18 protein-coding genes are annotated in these 19,524 nt (G+C 64.4%); 13 read left to right on the top strand and 5 right to left on the bottom strand.

The window, feature by feature from the left end; all coding sequences use genetic code 11:
- Window positions 1-12: 12 nt before the first annotated feature.
- The 3 genes from NKI47_RS15185 to NKI47_RS15175 are packed head-to-tail and all read left to right on the top strand — an operon-like array spanning window position 13 to window position 3,221.
- The gene (locus NKI47_RS15185; RefSeq protein ID WP_352454675.1) at window positions 13-963 is read left to right on the top strand and encodes an ABC transporter permease; all 951 of its coding nucleotides are present in this window, start codon (window positions 13-15) and stop codon (window positions 961-963) included.
- Entirely contained in the window at window positions 953-1,768 is an 816-nt protein-coding gene (locus tag NKI47_RS15180; RefSeq protein ID WP_023676345.1) for an ABC transporter permease, read from the top strand. The genes NKI47_RS15185 and NKI47_RS15180 overlap by 11 nt, the downstream gene beginning before the upstream one ends.
- A 25-nt stretch (window positions 1,769-1,793) precedes the next feature.
- Window positions 1,794-3,221: a gamma-aminobutyraldehyde dehydrogenase gene (locus tag NKI47_RS15175; RefSeq protein ID WP_352448478.1), complete on the top strand. Its 1,428-nt coding sequence runs from the start codon at window positions 1,794-1,796 to the stop codon at window positions 3,219-3,221.
- A 17-nt stretch (window positions 3,222-3,238) separates the two neighbouring features.
- Here the strand turns inward: NKI47_RS15175 and nhaA are convergent, their stop codons facing one another.
- The 5 genes from nhaA to NKI47_RS15150 all read right to left on the bottom strand — a co-directional run bounded on the left by nhaA (window position 3,239) and on the right by NKI47_RS15150 (window position 10,150).
- On the bottom strand, window positions 3,239-4,432 hold the full coding sequence (gene nhaA / locus NKI47_RS15170; RefSeq protein WP_352591142.1) for a Na+/H+ antiporter NhaA: 1,194 nt from the start codon (window positions 4,430-4,432) through the stop codon (window positions 3,239-3,241).
- Between the two features lie 91 nt (window positions 4,433-4,523).
- A complete protein-coding gene (locus NKI47_RS15165; RefSeq protein ID WP_023676342.1) occupies window positions 4,524-5,087 on the bottom strand; it encodes an ActR/PrrA/RegA family redox response regulator transcription factor in 564 nt (187 codons plus the stop codon).
- Window positions 5,088-5,150: 63 nt separating this feature from the next.
- Window positions 5,151-6,476 (bottom strand): ActS/PrrB/RegB family redox-sensitive histidine kinase, encoded by a 1,326-nt coding sequence (locus tag NKI47_RS15160; RefSeq protein ID WP_352448476.1) that lies wholly within the window; start codon window positions 6,474-6,476, stop codon window positions 5,151-5,153.
- An 89-nt stretch (window positions 6,477-6,565) separates the two neighbouring features.
- Complete coding sequence (gene hrpB / locus NKI47_RS15155; RefSeq protein ID WP_352591138.1) at window positions 6,566-9,184, bottom strand: ATP-dependent helicase HrpB; 2,619 nt, start codon at window positions 9,182-9,184, stop codon at window positions 6,566-6,568.
- Window positions 9,185-9,259: 75 nt separating this feature from the next.
- The gene (locus NKI47_RS15150; RefSeq protein WP_352591135.1) at window positions 9,260-10,150 is read right to left on the bottom strand and encodes a DMT family transporter; all 891 of its coding nucleotides are present in this window, start codon (window positions 10,148-10,150) and stop codon (window positions 9,260-9,262) included.
- 27 nt (window positions 10,151-10,177) lie between these two features.
- On the opposite strand from NKI47_RS15150, the gene NKI47_RS15145 reads away from it, so the two are divergent.
- From NKI47_RS15145 to dhaM, 10 genes are all read left to right on the top strand, one after another.
- A complete protein-coding gene (locus tag NKI47_RS15145; protein WP_352591132.1) occupies window positions 10,178-10,867 on the top strand; it encodes a PIG-L deacetylase family protein in 690 nt (229 codons plus the stop codon).
- A 212-nt stretch (window positions 10,868-11,079) separates the two neighbouring features.
- Window positions 11,080-12,411 (top strand): ABC transporter substrate-binding protein, encoded by a 1,332-nt coding sequence (locus NKI47_RS15140; RefSeq protein WP_352454682.1) that lies wholly within the window; start codon window positions 11,080-11,082, stop codon window positions 12,409-12,411.
- 110 nt (window positions 12,412-12,521) lie between these two features.
- Window positions 12,522-13,469, top strand: coding sequence for a carbohydrate ABC transporter permease (locus NKI47_RS15135; RefSeq protein WP_031211681.1), 948 nt, complete (start codon window positions 12,522-12,524; stop codon window positions 13,467-13,469).
- A complete protein-coding gene (locus NKI47_RS15130) occupies window positions 13,466-14,416 on the top strand; it encodes a carbohydrate ABC transporter permease (RefSeq protein ID WP_352591129.1) in 951 nt (316 codons plus the stop codon). Before NKI47_RS15135 ends, NKI47_RS15130 begins: the two co-directional genes overlap by 4 nt.
- A complete protein-coding gene (locus tag NKI47_RS15125; RefSeq protein ID WP_023676334.1) occupies window positions 14,413-14,613 on the top strand; it encodes a hypothetical protein in 201 nt (66 codons plus the stop codon). The genes NKI47_RS15130 and NKI47_RS15125 overlap by 4 nt, the downstream gene beginning before the upstream one ends.
- Before the next feature lie 3 nt (window positions 14,614-14,616).
- Entirely contained in the window at window positions 14,617-15,729 is a 1,113-nt protein-coding gene (locus NKI47_RS15120; protein WP_352591126.1) for an ABC transporter ATP-binding protein, read from the top strand.
- Window positions 15,722-16,735 (top strand): ABC transporter ATP-binding protein, encoded by a 1,014-nt coding sequence (locus tag NKI47_RS15115; RefSeq protein WP_352591123.1) that lies wholly within the window; start codon window positions 15,722-15,724, stop codon window positions 16,733-16,735. The genes NKI47_RS15120 and NKI47_RS15115 overlap by 8 nt, the downstream gene beginning before the upstream one ends.
- 67 nt (window positions 16,736-16,802) lie before the next feature.
- Window positions 16,803-18,446 carry a dihydroxyacetone kinase subunit DhaK gene (locus tag NKI47_RS15110; protein WP_352591120.1) on the top strand — a complete coding sequence of 548 codons (1,644 nt, stop codon included), beginning with the start codon at window positions 16,803-16,805 and terminating at the stop codon, window positions 18,444-18,446.
- Window positions 18,447-18,527: 81 nt separating this feature from the next.
- Window positions 18,528-19,130, top strand: coding sequence for a dihydroxyacetone kinase subunit DhaL (gene dhaL, locus NKI47_RS15105; RefSeq protein ID WP_023676330.1), 603 nt, complete (start codon window positions 18,528-18,530; stop codon window positions 19,128-19,130).
- Window positions 19,127-19,516, top strand: coding sequence for a dihydroxyacetone kinase phosphoryl donor subunit DhaM (dhaM, locus tag NKI47_RS15100; protein WP_352448466.1), 390 nt, complete (start codon window positions 19,127-19,129; stop codon window positions 19,514-19,516). Before dhaL ends, dhaM begins: the two co-directional genes overlap by 4 nt.
- Window positions 19,517-19,524: the final 8 nt, after the last annotated feature.

Here is a 19,524-nt window from a genome sequence, read left to right as displayed (position 1 = left end):
CTGGACGCTGCCATGCCGCGGGCCACGGCCCCCGCCATCCTGCCGGGTAGTGGCGGCGTACGCGGCGGGCTCTCCGATCTCTTCTGGCGCCGGCCGCAATTCTTGCTGCTCCTGATGCTGCTACCCCCGGTTCTTTGGCTCGGCATCGTCTATATCGGCTCGCTGTTTGCGCTGCTTTTGCAGAGCTTCTTTTCGATCGATGAGTTCTCCGGCCTCATCAACCGCGAGTTCACGCTGAAGACTTATGGCGACCTGCTGCAGGCCGCCAATCTCGACATCATCCTGCGCACGGTGACGATGGCGGCGCTGGTGACGCTGGCTGCGGCGGTCATCGCCTTTCCCATCGCCTACTACGCGGCGCGCTATGCGCGCGGCCGTTGGAAGGCGCTGTTTTATCTCGGCGTCATGCTGCCGCTGTGGTCGAGCTACCTGGTCAAGATCTATGCCTGGAAGCTGATCCTGGCCAAGGAAGGCATCCTGACATGGCTGCTGGCCAAATTGCATCTTCTCTGGCTGCTTGATGCCTGGCTATCGCTGCCGATCGTCGGCGGCAACTCATTGTCGGTCTCCTCAACCGGCACCTTCATCGTCTTCGTCTATGTCTGGCTGCCATTCATGATCCTGCCGGTGCAGGCCGCACTCGAGCGCGTGCCGGGCAATTTGGTCGAGGCTTCGTCCGATCTCGGCGCCTCGCCCGGCCAGACCTTCGGCAACGTGCTGTTCCCGCTGGCGCTGCCCGGCATCGTTGCTGGCTCGATCTTCACCTTCTCGCTGACGCTCGGCGACTACATCATTCCTCAGATCATCGGCACCTCGCGGCTGTTCATCGGCCAGGCCGTCTATTCGCAGCAAGGCACCGCCGGCAACATCCCGCTCGCCGCCGCCTTTACCGTGGTGCCCATCGTCATCATGGGCTTCTATCTCTGGGGCGCCAAGCGCATGGGGGCTTTCGATGCGCTCTGACCGTGGCCCATCCGCGCCGATCGGCCTGAAGCTCGCTGCCACCGGCGGCCTGCTCTTTCTGCACCTGCCGATCCTGCTGATCTTCGTCTATGCCTTCACCACCGAGGAGAAGAGCTTCGTCTGGCCGCCGCCGGGCCTGACCACGCAATGGTTCGCCGTCACCTGGAACCGCCCCGACGTCTGGCAGGCGCTGTCATTGTCTGTGCGGGTCGCGGCGATATCGACTGCCATCGCTCTGATCCTCGGCACGCTGTGCGCAGCCGCCGTGTCCCGCACAAAGTTCTTCGGCCGCGAAACCATCTCGCTGCTGGTCATCCTGCCGATCGCGCTGCCCGGCATCATCACCGGCATCGCGCTGCGCTCGGCCTTCGCGCTGGCCGAAATCCCGTTCTCGTTCTGGACGATCGTGCTCGGCCACGCCACTTTCTGCGTGGTCGTCGTCTACAACAATGCGGTCGCCCGTTTCCGCCGCACGTCCGGCTCGATGATCGAGGCGTCGATGGATCTCGGCGCCGATGGTTTCCAGACCTTTCGGCATGTCGTGCTGCCCAACATCGCAACCGCGCTGCTGGCCGGCGGCATGCTTGCCTTTGCGCTGTCCTTCGACGAGGTCATCGTCACCACCTTCACCGCCGGCCAGCAGCAGACGGTGCCGATCTGGATGCTCGAAGAATTGATCCGTCCGCGCCAGCGTCCGGTCACCAATGTCGTGGCGATGGTGGTAGTGCTGGTGACGCTGCTCCCCATCCTCGCTGCCTATTACCTGACCCGCGACGGCGACCAGATCGCCGGTTCGGGCAAATGATCTCGTTCATAAGGGAGAGACTTCCATGGACACGCAGATGCTGATCGGCTCGAAATTCGAAAAAGGCACCGAGACCGAGGAGCCGATCCTCAACCCGAAGACCGGGGCGACCATCCTCAATCTGCCTGAGGCCAGCCCAGCGCAGATCGAGGCGGCCGTGCTTGCTGCCGAAAAAGCCTTCGTCACCTGGTCCCGCACAACACCGGCGCAGCGCGCCGGCTATCTCCTGAAGATCGCCGATCGCATCGAGGCTGCTGCACAGGATTTCGCGGCGCTCGAGGCGCTGAACTGTGGCAAGCCGATCAATGCCGTGCTCAATGACGAGATCCCGGCGATCGTCGACTGCTACCGCTTCTTTGCCGGCGCGGTCCGCTCGATGCCCGGCCAGGTCGCCGGCGAATACATTCCCGGCCACACCTCGATGGTCCGCCGCGACGCCATCGGCGTTGTCGCGTCGATCGCGCCGTGGAATTATCCGCTGATGATGATGGCCTGGAAGCTGGCGCCGGCGATTGCCGGCGGCAACACCGTCGTCTTCAAGCCGTCGGAACAGACGCCGCTGACCGCGCTGAAGCTGGCGAAAATCCTTGCCGAGATCCTGCCGGAAGGCGTCGTCAACGTCGTGCTCGGTCGCGGCGACAGCGTCGGCAACACGCTGATCAACCACCCGAAGGTCAACATGATCTCGATCACCGGCGACGTCGCCACCGGCAAGAAGGTGCTGCAGGCTGCCGCCAAATCGGTCAAGCGCACGCATCTCGAGCTCGGCGGCAAGGCGCCGGTCATCGTCTTCGACGACGCCGATCTCGGCGCGGTGGTCAACGGCCTGCGCGCCTTCGGCTATTACAATGCCGGCCAGGACTGCACCGCCGCCTGCCGCATCTACGCCGGCAAGAAGATCTACGACAAGCTCGTCGCCGACCTCTCCGCTGCCGTCTCGACCATCAAGTATGATCGTCCTGACGATACCGAAAACGAGATCGGCCCGCTGATCTCGCGTCGCCAGCGCGACCGCGTCTCGAGCTTCGTCGAGCGCGCCTCTGAGCTCAAGCACATCGAGATCACCACGGGCGGCAAGCCGGGCGAGGGCTCCGGCTTCTTCTACCAGCCGACCGTCGTCGCCGGCGCGCTGCAGGAGGACGAGATCGTGCGCCGCGAAGTGTTCGGTCCGGTGGTCTCGGTCACCCGCTTTTCCGAAGTCGACGAAGCGGTGAACTGGGCCAATGACTCTGACTACGGCCTGGCGTCGTCGGTGTGGACCAAGGATGTTTCGCGCGCCATGGCGACGGCGGCCCGGCTGCAATATGGCTGCACCTGGATCAATACCCATTTCATGCTGACCAACGAGATGCCGCATGGCGGGTTGAAACAATCCGGCTACGGCAAGGACATGTCGCTCTACGCGCTGGAGGACTATACCGCCGTCCGCCACGTCATGGTCGCTCACGGGTAGCGCCCGCGAGGAGACGCCTATTCTTCCGCCCCCTCCGCCTCGCCTGCGGCCGGCGCCACCAGCAGCACAGCGGCGCCTAGGAGCGCGGCGATGAAGGAGCCGGCGAGGATGCCGACCTTGACCGCGTCCTGCAGGGCGGCGTCGCTGGCGAAGGCGAGCAGGCCGATGAATAGGCTCATGGTGAAACCGATGCCACAGAGCAGCGAAATGCCGACCATGTGCAGCCAGCCGGCATTGACCGGCAGATCGGCGAAGCCAAGCCGGATGGCAAGCGCGGAAGACCCGAACACGCCGACCAGCTTGCCCAAGACGAGGCCGGCGGCGACGCCGAGCGTCAGCGGCTCGGCCAGGGCGGCAGCGCTGAGACCGGCGAGCGAGACGCCGGCGTTGGCAAAGCCGAAAATCGGGATGACGAAAAAGGCGACGACTTTGTGCAGGTCGTGTTCGAGCCGGTGCAGCGGCGAATGGTCGAGATCATGGCCGCTGCCCGGCGATATCTTCAGCGGTATGGTGAGGGCCAGCGCGACGCCGGCGAGCGTCGCATGGACGCCCGATTTGAGCACCAAAACCCACAGAACGATGCCGAGCAAGATGTACGGCAGCAGCGTCAGCACCCGCATGCGGTTGAGCACCACCAGCAGCGCGATCACGGCGAAGGCTGCGCCGAGATAGGCGAGCGAGAGGCCGCTGGTATAGAACACCGCGATGATGAGCACCGCGCCGAGATCGTCGATGATGGCGAGCGCCGTGAGGAATATCTTCAGCGAGCCCGGGACGCGGCTGCCGAGCAGCGACAGCACGCCGAGCGCAAAGGCGATATCGGTGGCGGTTGGGATCGCCCAGCCGGACAGAGCGGCTGGATTGTTGCGGTTGATGGCGACGTAGACCAGTGCCGGCGCTGCCATGCCGCCGGCGGCGGCGATGCCGGGCAGCACGCGGCGCGGCCAGGTCGACAGCTGGCCGTCAAGCATTTCGCGCTTGATCTCGAGACCGACCAGCAGGAAGAACACCGCCATCAGGCCGTCATTGATCCAGTGCGAGACGCTGAGCGGTCCGAGATAGGCATGGAGGGCGGAGAAATAAGCCTCGCCCAGCGGCGAATTGGCGACGATCAGGGCCAAGGCCGCCGCAGCCATCAGAATGAGGCCGCCGGCCGCCTCGCTGTCGAGGAATTCGCGCAGCATGGAGACCAGCCGCTTTTCGTCCTGCATGTCGCCTCCGTCGTATCAGCGGCAAGGTCCGACACCGCCAAGCGATGATGCGCAAACAGCGCTGACCGGGCAAGCCTGTAATGAGAGCCCTTTAGCGCGGCGCGCGCTTGGCGAGGATGCGTTGCAGCGTGCGGCGATGCATGTTCAGGCGGCGTGCGGTTTCCGAGACGTTGCGGTCGCACATTTCGTAGACGCGCTGGATGTGTTCCCAGCGCACGCGATCGGCCGACATTGGATTTTCTGGCGGCGCTGCGCGTTCGCCCGCGGTGCGGGTCAGGGCGGCAAAAATATCGTCGGCATCGGCCGGCTTCGACAGATAGTCAATGGCGCCGAGCTTTACCGCCGTCACCGCAGTGGCGATGTTGCCGTAGCCGGTGAGGATGATGGCGCGGGCATCGTCGCGCTTCTCGCGAATCGCGGCGACGACGTCGAGGCCGTTGCCGTCGGCCAGCCGCATGTCGACCACCGCATAGGCCGGCGGATTGGCGCGCGCTTTGGCAACCGCCTCCTCGACGCTCTCCGCCGTCTCGACCACGAAACCCCTGGTTTCCATGGCGCGGGCAAGCCGCGTCAGGAACGGCTTGTCGTCGTCCACGATCAGCAGCGAGGTATCCTCGCCTTCGACCATTGCGCCAATCGTTTCGTCAGTACTCATCGTGCTGAAAATCCTGCTGCCTGATTTTTACGCAAATATAGTTTCGCAACGCTATTGTCCAATTTAGGCCGTGTCGAACATGGTGGCCGAAGCCTGCTCGGGATTGAGGAAGACGCTGCGCGGCCACGATATCTGCACGATAGCGCCCTCGCCGGGCTCGCTTGAATTGCGGAAATCGAGCGTCGCGCCGGAGCGTTCGAGCAAGGTCTTGGCGATGAATAGGCCGAGGCCGAGGCCGCCGCCGGCTTCGGTGCCTTGTCGCGTCGACATATAGGGTTCGCCGATACGGTCGATGATCTCCGGTGGAAAGCCCGGCCCGTCGTCGATGATCGAGAAGCTGACGGCGGCCTCATTCCAGTTCCAGCGCACTGTCACGCTGTTGCGGGCGAAGTCGACCGCGTTCTCGACCAGATTGCCGAGGCCGTAAATGACGCCGGGGTTGCGCCGGCCCACCGGTTCCGGGCCGATGCGCTCGCCCGGCCGAAGCTTGATCGAAATGCCGAAATCGCGGTGCGGCGCCGTCACCTCCTCGACCAGCGAGGTCAGCGGCAGGCGCGAGAGGTGCACCTCGCTCTCGGAGGACAGGCTGGTCAGGCGCTTCAGGATTTCGCGGCAGCGCTCGCTCTGCGAACGCAGCAGCTTCACGTCCTCGCCGTATTTCGGATCTTCGCCAAGCGCCTTCTCCATTTCCTTGGCGACAAGTGTGATGGTGGCGAGCGGTGTGCCGAGCTCGTGCGCGGCGGCCGCGGCGAGGCCGTCGAGGGCAGAGAGATGCTGCTCTCGCTGCAACACCAATTCCGTGGCGGCAAGCGCGTTGGCAAGCAGCCGCGCCTCCTCGGCCACCCGGAAGGCATAGATCGCGGTAAAGGCGATGGAGCAGAACACCGCCATCCACATGCCTGCGACATAGATGAACGGCATCGCCAATGGCGCGCCCTCATGCCATGGCAGCGGCAGGTGGTAAAAGACCAGCAGCGTCGCCGCCACGATCACCAGCGCGCCGAGCATGGCGGTCAGCCGCAGCGGCAGCGACGTCGCCGAGACGACGACGGGCACGGTCATCAGCAGCGAAAACGGATTGGTAAGGCCGCCGGTCATGTAGAGCAGGCCGGCAAGCTGCAGGCTGTCGAAGGTCAGGATGGCGAAGGCCGAGAACGGGGTAAGCCGATGCGCCGCCGGATAGCGGAAGGTCAGCAAAAGGTTCATCCAGGCCGAACAGGCGATCAGCGCAAAACACATGCTGACCGGCAGCGGAAATTTCAGCCCGTAAGCGACGACAAGCACGGTCAGGCTCTGGCCGACGATGGCAAGCCAGCGCAACCTGATCAGCGTGTTGAGGCGCAGCCGCTGGCTTTGCTGGAAGTCGGGTGCGTGCAGGATGTTTATCATGGCCAGTGATTATAGAGGGGAAACAGCCGGAGGTCTTTTCCGAAAACAGCCGAAGCCGGCCCTCGGTTCGGGATGACAGTCTGGAAGCATCAGGTACCGCGCGGCTTGGCGCGGCTGGTGGCGGCGGCGAGAAGCGGGTTCTCCGGCCAGACATGCCTGGGATAGCGGCCGCGCATCTCTGCCCGCACATCGGCCCAGGAGCCGCGCCAGAAGCCGGGCAGGTCGCGCGTCGTCTGGATCGGCCGGTGAGCCGGCGACAGCAATTCGAGCGTCAGCGGCACAGTGCCGTTGGCGATCGCCGGATGCCGGTCGAAGCCGAACAGTTCCTGCACGCGGATCGCCAGCACCGGCCATTCGCCGTCATAGCGGATCGGCAGCCGGCTGCCCGACGGCGCGTCGAAATGGGTCGGCGCCAATGTGTCGATCTTGCGCTGCAATTCGTGCGGCACCAGCGTCATCAGGCCTTGCGAGAGCATGCTGGGATCGATTGCCGCAAAGGATGCCGCGCCGGAAAGGAATGGCAGCAGCCAGTCGTCGAGGCGCTCGACGAGCGCGGCATCGGAGACATCGGGCCATGGCGCGCCGAGGCCGCGATGCAGCCAGCCGAGCCGCTGCCGCAACGTCTCCGCCTCCCTGTTCCACGGCAACAGGGACAGGCCGTGTTCGCGCAAGGCGTCGAGGATGGCGCGATCCGCGTCGGCACCGGTCGGCGCCGGCAGCATGCGTTCGGACAGCGTGATGGCGCCGAGGCGAACCGTTTCGCGCACCCGCACCGCGCGCCTGTCGCGGTCGAAGCTCACCTCGCGGCGGGTCTCGATCTTTTCCGCCAGCGCAGTGCGGATGTCGGCCTCATCGATGGCTGCCGCTGCGGTGATGCGGGCGTTCTGCGCCTTGCCCTGCAGGTCGGCGACGACGAGCCAGGTCTCGCCGGCCAGCGGATCGGAGGCGTCGAGCATGGCGCCCGAGCCGTTGGCAAGCACGAAGCGGCCACGCTCGCCGCGCGCTTTGGCGACCCGATCCGGCCAGGCATGGATGAGGAGAGCGCCGGCTGTGCTGCCCTCCCCCTTGAGGGGGTCGGAAGGACGGGCGAGACCCGTGGCTCGCCCCGGCGCGTCGATCCGCGTAGCGGATCGGGGTGGGGTCGGTTCGGGCACGCCATCGACGACCCCGCCCCGTCTCCCTCGTCTCGCTGCGCTCGGCTCGCTCGCCGACCCTCCCCTCGAGGGGGAGGGTGAAGCCTGCTTTGCCAGCCTCTCAGCCAGCTGCCGGGCGGCGGTGGCGCGCGGCGATCTTTCGGCGCGAAAGCGCAGCAGCCGCCGTTCGAGATCGGCACCATCGCCGCCAAGGCCACGCTCGGTCAACAATACGGCGAGCATCGCCGCCTCGAGCGCCTCTCCGGTCCTTGCCGCCTCGGCGACCATGTGGGCGAGCCGCACCGGTAGCGCCAGCCTCCGCATCGCGGCACCGGCATCCGTCAGGCGTCCTGCCGCATCGACAGCATCGAGCGCACGTAGCAGTACCCTCGCCTCGGTGAGCGCCGGAGCCGGCGGGGGGTCGAGGAAGGACAGGCTGGTCGGATCGGCGACGCCGAACGCCGCGCTATCGAGCAACAGGCCGGAAAGATCGGCCTCGAGGATTTCCGGCGGCGTGAAGGCCGGCAGGGCCGCCGTCTGCTCGGCCCGCCACAACCGGATGGCGACGCCCGGCTGCGTGCGCCCGGCACGGCCGGCGCGCTGGTCGGCGGAAGCGCGGGAAGCACGTACCGTCTCCAGCCGCGTCAGGCCGCTCGCCGGCTCATAGCGCGGCAGCCGCGACAGGCCGGAATCGATGACGACGCGCACGCCGTCGATGGTGATGGAGGTCTCGGCGATCGACGTCGCCAGCACGACCTTGCGGCGGCCGAGCGGCGCCGGCTTGATCGCCGCGTCCTGCGCCTTGTTGTCGAGCATACCATAGAGCGGCACGATGTCGGTATCGGCGCCGACCTTGCCCGCCAGCCGCTCTGCGGTGCGCTCGATCTCGCGCTGGCCGGGCAGGAAAGCGAGCACGCTGCCCTCCTCCCCGGCAAGCGCCGAGCGGATCGCCTTGGCCATGGCGTCCTCGATGGTGACGCCGGCCGGCCGCTCGTCATAGCGGATGTCGACCGGGAAGGCGCGGCCTGCGCTCTCGATCACCGGCGCGCCGGACAGCAATTTTGCGACACGCGCGCCGTCGAGCGTTGCCGACATCACCAGCAATCTGAGTTCGAGCCTCAGCGCACCCTGCACGTCGAGCGCCAGCGCCAACCCGAAATCGCCGTCGAGCGAGCGTTCGTGGAACTCGTCGAATAGCACCGCCGCGACACCAGGCAGTTCCGGGTCGTCGAGGATCATGCGGGACAGCACGCCTTCGGTGACGACGAGAATCCTGGTCTTTGCGGAACTGCGGTTTTCCATGCGCATGGCATAGCCGACGGTTTCGCCGGGCTCTTGCCCGAGCAATTCGGCCATGCGGCGGGCGGCAGCGCGGGCGGCGAGGCGGCGAGGCTCGAGCAGGATGATCTTTCCGCCGCCGAGCCATTCAGCGTCGAGCAGCGCCAGTGGAACCAGCGTCGTCTTGCCGGCACCGGGCGGCGCCACCAGCACGGCGCTGTTACCATGGCTCAGCGTTTCATTGAGCGCCGGCAAGACAACGGAGACCGGCAGGTCCGGCAAGGGTTTTGTCGTCATTGTGCTATGCTGTGCAGCCAGTTGGCAGCGACCGCATATCAGCGGTGGCGGTCGCGGCGCAACCTCGGCGCCGACTCAAAGCCTGGTCCGCAAAAACGGGTTCCAGCGCACCGTGCCGAGCCGCACCTCCTCGCGCACCATCGTCAGCAGGCCGGAACCGCCGACCACGGCCAAGCCGACCAGCGACAGAAAATCCGGATATTCCCTGAAGAACAGCGCACCTAGAACCACCGCCCAGACGATCTGCGAGTAATGCGTCGGCGCGATGCGGTTGGCCGGCGCGTATTTGACCGCCAGCAGATGCAGCAGCTGGCCGCCGGCGGTAAAGGCGCCGGCCAGCACCAGCCAGGCCCATTGCCTGCCATCCGGCAGCGAGAACGAGGTAGCCGCCGCACCGACGCCGTTGAAGAGCAGGCCGTAGCCGATCAGCACGCCGAGCATCGTTGTGCGCTTTTCCTGCGCGGCGAGCGAACGCATCAGGATGACATTGGTGGCGGCCAGGAAGGCGATGATGAACGCCGCCAGATGGCCAAGCTGCAACTCGCGAAAACCAGGCCTGACGACCAGCATGACTCCGGCAAAGCCGGCGACGACCGCCAGCCACCGCCATGGGCCGACCTTTTCCTTGAGGACCAGCGTGGCCAGGATAGTGACGAACAGCGGCGCCAGAAAGATGAGCGCATAGACTTCCGCCAGCGGGATGGTGGTGAAGGCATAGACGCTGAGCACGCCCGAGGCGATGCCGGCCCAGGCCCGGGCCTGTACCGCCCAGGGCCGGTTGGTGCGCCAGAAATCGAGCCAGCGCTCGCCTGCCGGCCTGGTAAAGAGCAGAAAGCAGCCGGCAAACAATGTCGAGAAGAAGCCGATCTCGAAGACGTTGAACTGCCCGCCCAGGCTTTTGACAACAGCGTCGCTGCACGAATAGCTTGCATAGGCGATGAGCGCGAGCAGAATTCCGTTGGGCACGTTTTTCCATTTCCGGGAGAGATGAGAGTGAAGATATTGGCGCTTGGCGCGCATTCGGACGACATCGAGATCTTCATGTTCGGTACGATGGCGGCCTATGCCGCGCAAGGCGCAGAACTCTTTTTTGCCATAGCCACGGATGGCACCAGGGGCGGCTATGGCGATCCGGCCGCACTTGCCCGCACGCGCCGCAAGGAGGCGACGGCGGCGGCCGGCCTGCTTGGCGTGACGCCGCGCTTCCTCGACTTTCCCGATGGCGGGCTGGTCGCGGATGCCGCGCTGATCGGGGCGCTCAAAGCACTGATCGGCGAGATAGGGCCGGATCTGGTGATAACGCATGCGCCGAACGACTATCATGGCGACCACCGCGCGCTGTCGGATGGCGTGCGCATCGCAGCGTCATTCTCGGTGCCGGTGCTACATGCCGACACGTTCGGCGGCACCGGGTTTTCGCCAACGCACTACGTCGATACCTCCAGGCATTTCGATCTCAAGGCGGAGGCGATCCGGGCGCACCAGTCGCAGGATCCCGAGCGTTTCGTCGACGCGGCGCGCACGCAGAACGCCTTTCGCGCCGGCCAGTGCAACGGCCCAGCCGGATCGTTCGCCGAGGCCTTCCGCTTCGAGCCAGTCTTCCCCTTCGCCGATATCCGCGCGCTGCTGCCGCCGGCCCCAGTGATCCGTCCGGTGGCCGTCAGCAACAAGACGGTGACCTAGGCAGGTCGCCGCAACTTCTCACGTTGCTTTCCTATCCAGCATGCTGCGATGCAGCAACGAATTCGCTTGCCTTGTTTAGTAAAAATTGCATCACTAAACAAATTACTAAACATCCGGTGCGCCGCCGCGTCGTTGTGTTTGGGCCCCCGAGGAGGGGTTTAGCGGGCTCTTGAAACCGTCATCCGGACGCGTTTCGCAAATGGGAGGAAGGCATGAAATCGACCTTGAAATTGGCGTTGGGACTGGCATCGACACTCTTTGCGTCGACAGCCGTTTCGAATGTCGCGCAGGCAGAAGATCTGACGCTTTGCTGGGCAGCCTGGGACCCGGCCAACGCGCTTGTGGAATTGTCCAAGGACTTCACCAAGGAAACCGGCATCGGCATGAAATTCGAATTCGTGCCGTGGACCAACTATGCCGATCGCTTTCTCAACGAGCTGAATTCGCACGGCAAGCTGTGCGACCTCATCATCGGCGACAGCCAGTGGATCGGCGGTGCCGCCGAGAACGGCCATTACGTCAAGCTGAACGACTTCTTCGACAAGGAGAAGATCAGCATGGACGATTTCGTGCCGGCGACCGTCGTCGGCTATTCGGAATGGCCGAAGAACTCGCCGAATTACTGGGCGCTGCCGGCCATGGGTGACGTCGTCGGTTGGACTTACCGCAAGGACTGGTTCTCCAAGCCGGAGCTGCAGAAGGAATTCAAGGAAAAGTACGGCTGGGATCTCGGCCCGCCGACGACCTTCGACCAATTGAAGCAGATCGCCGAATTCTTCCAGAAGCGCGACATCGACGGCAAGACCGTCTATGGCGCGTCGATCTACACCGAGCGCGGCTCGGAAGGCATCACCATGGGCGCCATGGACGTCCTCTACAGCTTCGGCTTCCAGTACGAAAACCCGAAAAAGCCCTACGAGATGGAAGGCTTCGTCAACTCCGATAAATCGGTGAAGGGCCTGGAGTTCTACAAAGCCCTCTACGATTGCTGCACCCCTCCCGGCGCCTCGAACAGCTACATGGGCGAAGGCGTCGATGCGTTCAAATCCGGCCAGGTGGCGATGCACATGAACTTCGCCTTCACCTGGCCAGGCCTGCAGAAGGACGAGAATGTCGGCGGCGACAAGATCGGCTATTTCGTCAATCCCAAAGGTCCGGACGGGGACCAGTTCGCCCAGCTCGGCGGCCAGGGCATCTCGGTGGTCTCCTATTCCGACAAGCAGGAAGCCGCGCTCAAATACATCAAATGGTTCGCCAACAAGGACGTGCAGTCCAAATGGTGGTCGCTCGGCGGCTATTCCTGCCTCAACGCGGTCGTCAAGGACCCGGCCTTCCCGGCCAGCCAGCCCTACGCGCAGACCTTCCTCGACTCGATGGCCATCGTGAAGGACTTCTGGGCCGAGCCGAGCTATGCCCCGCTGTTGCAGGCATCGCAGAAGCGCTTCCACGACTATGTCGTTGCCGGGCAAGGCTCGGCCAAGGATGCGCTCGACGGCCTCGTCAAGGACTGGACCGAGGTCTTCCAGGACGATGGCAAGATGTAAACGGCTCCTCCCGAGCCCATGACCGAACCGTCCCGTGCCACTTGGCACGGGACACAGTTCAGATAAATTCCATTGTCGAGACGAGCCAAGTGACCGAAGCAGGACTGACCATGCTCAATCGGACGGCGGACAGCGTTGCCCGGGCTACGCCCGAGCCGTTGGCCCGCAAGGTCCGGGGCATCAGCGACAAGGGCCTCGCCTGGCTGTTCATCTCGCCGACGATCCTGTTGCTTTTAGCTATCAACATCTTTCCGCTGTTCTGGGCAATCTATCTGTCCTTCACCAATTTTCGCGCCAATCGGCCCAACGAGGTTGTGAAGAACCTTGGGCTGGCAAACTACAAGCGCATCCTCGCCGACCAGGACATCTGGATCGCCATGCAGACGACGGCGCATTTCGTGTTCTGGACCATCCTGCTGCAGACGCTGATCGGCTTCACGCTGGCTTGGCTGATCGACCGCAAGTTTCGCGGCCACGCCTTCTGGACGACAATCATCCTGGTGCCGATGATGCTGTCGCCGGCGGTGGTCGGTAATTTCTGGCGCTTCCTCTACGAGCCGCAGATCGGGCTGTTCGCCTACGCCGTTTCGTTCGTCACCGGCATTCCGGCAACCGAAATCAGCATGCTCTCCAACGTGTCACTGGCGCCATGGTCGATCATCATCGTCGACACCTGGATGTGGACGCCTTACGTGATGCTGATCTGCCTCGCTGGCCTGCGCTCGATCCCCGAATACATCTACGAAGCGGCCGAGGTCGACCGCGCCTCCAACTGGCGGCAGTTCTGGTCGATCACGCTGCCGATGGCGCTGCCCTTCATCATGCTGGCGGTGCTGTTTCGCGGCATCGAGAACTTCAAGATGTTCGACATGGTCAATTTGCTCACCGGCGGCGGGCCGGGATCAACCACCGAAGTGGCCTCGATCACGCTGAAGCGGCAGGCCTTCGAAAGCTGGCGGACGGGCTATTCCTCGGCCTTCGCCATCATCCTGTTCGTCGCAGTGTTTGGCCTCGCAAACATCTACGTCAAGGCGCTCAACAAGGTGAAGCAGAGATGAGCCTGACGTCAGCCCATTCCGTTGTCGCGCCGTCGGCCACGTCGAAGCGCGTCGCCGGCACGATCATCGTCGCCTACGCGCTGATCTCGATCGTGCCGCTGCTGTGGATCTTCGCCACCAGCTTCAAGACGCCGCCGGATTCGATCGCCTATCCGCCGAAGATCCTGTTCCAGCCCAGCCTCGAGGGCTACTGCAACCTGTTCTCGACCCGGACTCGGCAAACACCGGAATACATCAACTCGCTGGGACCGGCGACGGGCCTGTGCGACGAGACGGTGCGCAAGCGCAACATGGTGATCGCCGGCCCGTCCAACTTCATGCCGCGCTTCGTCAATTCGCTGATCATCGCGTTCGGCTCGACGTTTTGCGCGGTGTTCCTCGGCACGCTGTCGGCCTATGGTTTTTCGCGCTTCAAGGTGCCGCTCGCCGACGACCTTCTGTTCTTCATCCTGTCGACGCGGATGATGCCGCCGATCGCCGTCGCCATCCCGATCTACCTGATGTACCGGGAGCTTGGCCTGTCGGACACGGCTCTCGGCATGATCCTGCTTTATACGGCGGTCAACGTGTCCTTGGCGGTGTGGCTGCTGAAAGGCTTCATCGACGAGATCCCGCGCGAATATGAAGAAGCGGCGATGATCGACGGCTACACCAGGCTGCAGGCGTTCTGGCGCACGGTACTGCCGCAGGCGACCACCGGTATTGCCGCAACCGCCATCTTCTGCCTGATCTTTGCCTGGAACGAATATGCGTTCGCTTCGCTACTGACCTCGGGCACGGCGCAGACCGCGCCGCCCTTCATCCCGACCATCATCGGCGAAGGCGGTCAGGACTGGCCGGCGGTCGCGGCCGGCACGACGATCTTCCTGGTGCCGATCCTGGTCTTCACCATCCTGCTTCGCAAGCAATTGCTGCGCGGCATCACCTTTGGCGCGGTGCGTAAATGAGCATGACCGCAAAACGCAAATCGCGCTGGCCCGTCTGGGCCAGGCGCGGGCTGATGGAAAACGTCGCCACCGCGATCATCGCCATCGGCTTCCTGATGCTGTTCCAGCCCTTCGCACTGGTGCTCTACACCTATTCCTTCATCACCATGCTTGCGGGCACGGCGATGTTCATCATCGTCTCGAAATTTCCGGAGTAGACGATGGCCGAGATCAGGGTCGAACATCTGAGGAAGGCATTCGGCGATTTCGTCGCCGTGCAGGATTCCAACTTCGTCGTCGAGGACGGCGAATTCTTCGTCATGCTGGGGCCGTCCGGCTGCGGCAAGACGACGACGTTGCGCATGATCGCCGGGCTCGAACTGCCGACCGGCGGCAAGATCCTGCTTGGCGGCGAGGACGTCACCATGCGGCGTGCCCGCGAGCGCGACATCGCCTTCGTCTTCCAGCTGTTCGCGCTCTATCCGCACATGAATGTGCAGAAGAACATCGGCTTTCCACTGCTGGCGCAAGGCATGCCAGGCGCTGAAATCCGGAGCCGAGTGGAGGAGACGGCGAAGCTTTTGCGGATCGACCATCTGCTCAACAAATCGGTCTCCGGGCTTGCCGGCGGCGATCGCCAGCGCGTGGCGCTCGGCCGCGCCATCGTACGGCGGCCAAAATGTTTCCTGATGGATGAGCCGCTCGGCACGCTCGACACCGAATTCCGCGACCTGATGGTCCATGAATTGCGAGAACTGCACAACCGCATCCACGCCACCACCGTCTATGTCACGCATGACCAGATGGAAGCGATGTCGATGGCCGACAAGATCGCGGTGATGAACCACGGCGTCATCGAGCAGTTCGGCACGCCGCGCGAGATCTACGACCGGCCGGCGACGATGTTCGTCGCCGACTTCATCGGCTCGCCGCCGATGAATTTCCTCGGCTTCGGCGGCGGGCTTTCAAAGGGCGCCAGGGAAATTGTTGTGCAAGGCGCGAAGGTGGCCGTGCCGGAGATCCGCGAGGACGTCGCGCCGGCCGAGATGGCGCTTGGCATCCGACCGGAGCACATCCGCTTCGACGACGCTTCGAAGCTGCGCGGTGCCATTTACGGCACGGAATATCTCGGCACCACTCAGATCGTGGCGGTGGAGACAGCAGACGGCATCATCAAGGCCAGGGTGCCGGCCGAAATCCGGCTCAATCCGGGCGATCATGTGGGCCTGGCGCTGAGCAGCGCGCGGCTGTCGCTGTTCGCAAAAGGATCCGGCCGTGCGGTGCGCACCGAAATCCATGACTCGGCCTCCCAGGGGAGAGCACATCATGGCTGACGTTCACATCAAAAGCGTGACCAAGGCTTTTGGCGAGCATGTCGCCGTCGACAATCTCGACCTGCATATCGCCGACGGGGAATTCGTCGTACTGCTCGGGCCGACCGGCGCCGGCAAGACGACGACGCTCAGGCTGATCGCCGGGCTGGAGCGTCCGGAAGCGGGCTCGATCCATATTGCCGGCCACGACACGACGACGCTGTCGCCGGCCGAGCGCGACACCGCTTTCGTGTTCCAGCAATATTCGCTCTATCCGCATCTGTCGGTTTACGACAACCTCGCCTTTCCGCTGCGCTCGCCAGCACGGAAAATGCCGGAGGATCAGATCCGCCGCCGCGTCGAGGACGTGGCCAAGATGGTGCGCATCCACCACAAGCTGAATAATCGCTCGACCAAACTCTCTGGCGGCGAGATGCAGCGCGTCGCCATCGGCCGCGCTTTGGTGCGCAAGCCGTCGATCTACCTGATGGACGAGCCGCTGTCGTCGCTCGACGCCAAGCTGCGCGCCGATCTCAGGCTCGAGCTGAAGCGCATCCAGGCGGAACTCGGCGCCACAATGCTCTACGTCACGCACGACCAGATCGAAGCGATGACCATGGCCGACCGCATCGGCATTCTCGCCGACGGCGTGCTGGTGCAGGTCGGTTCCCCGCGCACGATCTATTCTGAGCCGGCAAACCTTCACGTCGCCGCAAGGCTCGGCCAACCGGCAATCAATTTGTTGCCGGTCGGACTGCTGCCGGATGGTGGCGCGCCGGCGGGAACAAAGACGATCGGTGCTCGTACCGAACATCTTTCGATCGAGAAGGCGGCGAACGGCCATGCCGACGGCGTCGTCGATTGGGTCGAGCATCTCGGCGACCAGAACCATCTGCATGTGACGGTGGGGACCAGGAAGCTGGTGACGCTAACCGACCCCGACACCGACCTGGCGCAGGGCGACAAGATCATGATCCGCTATCGCTCGCCGCTGTATTTCGGCGCCGATGGGCGACGGCTGATGTGAGTGCTGCGCGAGTGTTTTCCTGGCACCTTTCAACCGGCAATTTCGGGCACCGGACTGGACCAATTCGATGAAGCATTTTTTCAATCGCAGGGATACGATCGTAACTGAGGCCCTGGACGGCTTCCTCGGTACGACCGGCGCCGGCGATCTCGCTCGCCTCGACGGCTATCCCGAGATCAAGGTCATTCTCCGCGCGGACTGGGATAAGACCAAGGTCGCGGTCATTTCCGGCGGCGGGGCCGGGCACGAACCTGCCCATGCCGGCTTTGTCGGCATTGGCATGCTGACGGCGGCGGTTTCGGGCGAGATCTTTGCTTCGCCGAGCGTGGAAGCGGTATTGGCCGCCATCCGCGCAGTGACCGGTCCCGCCGGGTGCCTGCTGATCGTCAAGAACTATACCGGCGATCGCCTCAACTTCGGCTTGGCCGCCGAGAAGGCGCGCGTCGAAGGCTTCCCCGTCGAGATGGTGATCGTCGCGGACGACATTGCCCTGCCTGATATTGCCCAGCCGCGTGGCGTTGCCGGCACCTTGTTCGTGCACAAGATCGCCGGCCACCTGTCGGAAGCCGGCAACGATCTGGCGACGGTTGCCGCTGCGGCGCGGGCCGCGGTGGCGGATATCGTTTCACTCGGCATATCGCTGTCATCGTGCTCGATCCCCGGCCAGAGCCATGACGAAAGATTTGGCGCCAACGACGCTGAACTCGGCCTCGGCATCCATGGCGAACCGGGCGTTGAGCGGATTGCGGTGCAAAGTGCCGAAAGGCTGGTTGCGATCATGTCGGAGCGCCTTGCCGCGCGGCTCGATCCGGTCAGCGACTACGCCTTGCTGATCAATAATCTCGGTTCGGTGCCACCGCTGGAAATGTTGCTTGTCGCCAATGCGGTATTGGCTTCACCGCTGGCACAAAAGGTGACGCTGACAATCGGGCCCGGGCAGCTTATGACCGCGCTCAACATGAACGGCTTTTCCCTGTCGCTGATCCGGCTCGATGCGTCGCGCGAAGCGGCGTTGCGGGCGCCGGTAGGCCCTCACGCCTGGCTGCCGGCAAGAGCCGTTCGCCAAGCCAGCGTCGTGCCGATGGCCAAAGCCGCCGGCCCGAACAACGCGTCGAAAGCCAGCAAGGACGCACGCACCGACCGGTTGGTTGTCGCGGTCTGCGAACGGCTGATCTCGCTTGAAGGCGCGTTGAACGGACTGGATGCCAAGGCGGGAGACGGTGACACCGGATCGACTGTGGCGGCCGGTGCGCGCAGCGTGCTTGGCCGCATTGCGACACTGCCGCTCGCTGACCCTGCCGCAACGCTCGCCGCCGTCGGCGACATCCTGAGCGCCAGCATGGGCGGCTCTAGCGGCGTGCTGTTGTCGATCTTCTTCACCGCCGCCGCGCAGGCGCTGGAGTCTGGCGAAACGCTTCCCAAGGCGCTTCTCGCCGGCCTCGATCGGATGTCCTTCTATGGTGGAGCGAGGGTCGGCGATCGCACGATGATCGATGCCCTGGAACCCGCCTTGAGGGCGCTGGATAGGGGGAGTCTGGAAGATGCGGCGGTCGCGGCGCAACGCGGAGCCGAGGCCACCGCTGCCATGCGCAGGGCCAAGGCCGGGCGGTCCGCCTATATTGGCAGCCAGCTCGACGGCGTGGTCGACCCCGGCGCCTTTGCCGTCGCCGAGGTCTTCACTGCCCTCGCTGCGTTGCTCGAACCCGCTTGACTGGGGAAAAGAATGCTTCAATTGCCGGATATGCAATTTTCTCGTACTGCCGGCAGCGCAGGGGCCAGGAGCATGGGTGATATGGCGGCAGCGGATATTTCCAGGCTGATCGAGGCGGCGGCAAACACGATCGCCGCACATGCCGAAGAGCTGACCAGTCTCGACCAGGCCATCGGCGACGGCGACCATGGGCTCAACATGAAACGCGGCTTCGAGGCAGTGCGGGCCGAGGCCGGCGCGTTTGCGGCAAAGCCGTTGCCCGAGGCGCTGAAGGCGATCGGCACCAAACTGGTGATGACCGTCGGCGGAGCTTCCGGTCCCTTGTTCGGCACGCTGTTCATGGCGCTCGGCAAGGAGATTTCCGCCGCGCCGGGTCGCGCCGACCTGGCGGCGGCCTTCGGCAAGGCGATCGAAGCGGTTGCCGCCAGAGGCAAGTCGCAGGCCGGGCAAAAAACCATGCTCGACGTGCTGCAGCCGGTGCATGAGGCCCTGCTGCAGGGAAAGACGGCAGCGGACATCGTCGAGATCGCCGACAACGCGGCCGACGCGACCGTGCCGATGAAGGCGCTGCGTGGGCGCGCCTCATTCCTTGGCGACCGTTCGATCGGTCATATGGATGCCGGCGCACGCTCGACTGCGCTTCTGGTGCGAGCCGTAGCCGAGGCAATCGAGAGGCGCGCATGAGCAATGTCGGCATCGTCATCGTATCGCATTCGCCGCTGGTCGCCGAAGGCACCGCCGACATGGTGCGGCAGATGGTCGGCAACGAAGTGCCGCTTGCATGGTGCGGCGGAAACGGCCATGGCGGGCTGGGAACCAATGTCGAGGCGATCATGGGCGCCATCGACAAGGCCTGGTCGGAGGCGGGGGTCGCGATCCTCGTCGATCTCGGCGGTGCCGAGACCAATAGCGAGATGGCGGTCGAGATGATCGGCGAACCACGCGCCCAGAAGATCATCGTCTGCAATGCGCCGATCGTCGAAGGCGCGGTGATGGCGGCGACCGAGGCTTCCGGCGGCGCCTCGCTCAGGGAAGTGGTGGCGACGGCGCACGAATTGTCGCCGTCGTGAACGAACGG

The sequence above is a fragment of the Mesorhizobium sp. M0633 genome, from assembly GCF_040320645.1.
Classification (GTDB): Bacteria; Pseudomonadota; Alphaproteobacteria; order Rhizobiales; family Rhizobiaceae; genus Mesorhizobium.
The sequence above is the reverse complement of the archived record's forward strand: the minus strand, read 5'-3'. Positions and strand labels throughout refer to the sequence as shown.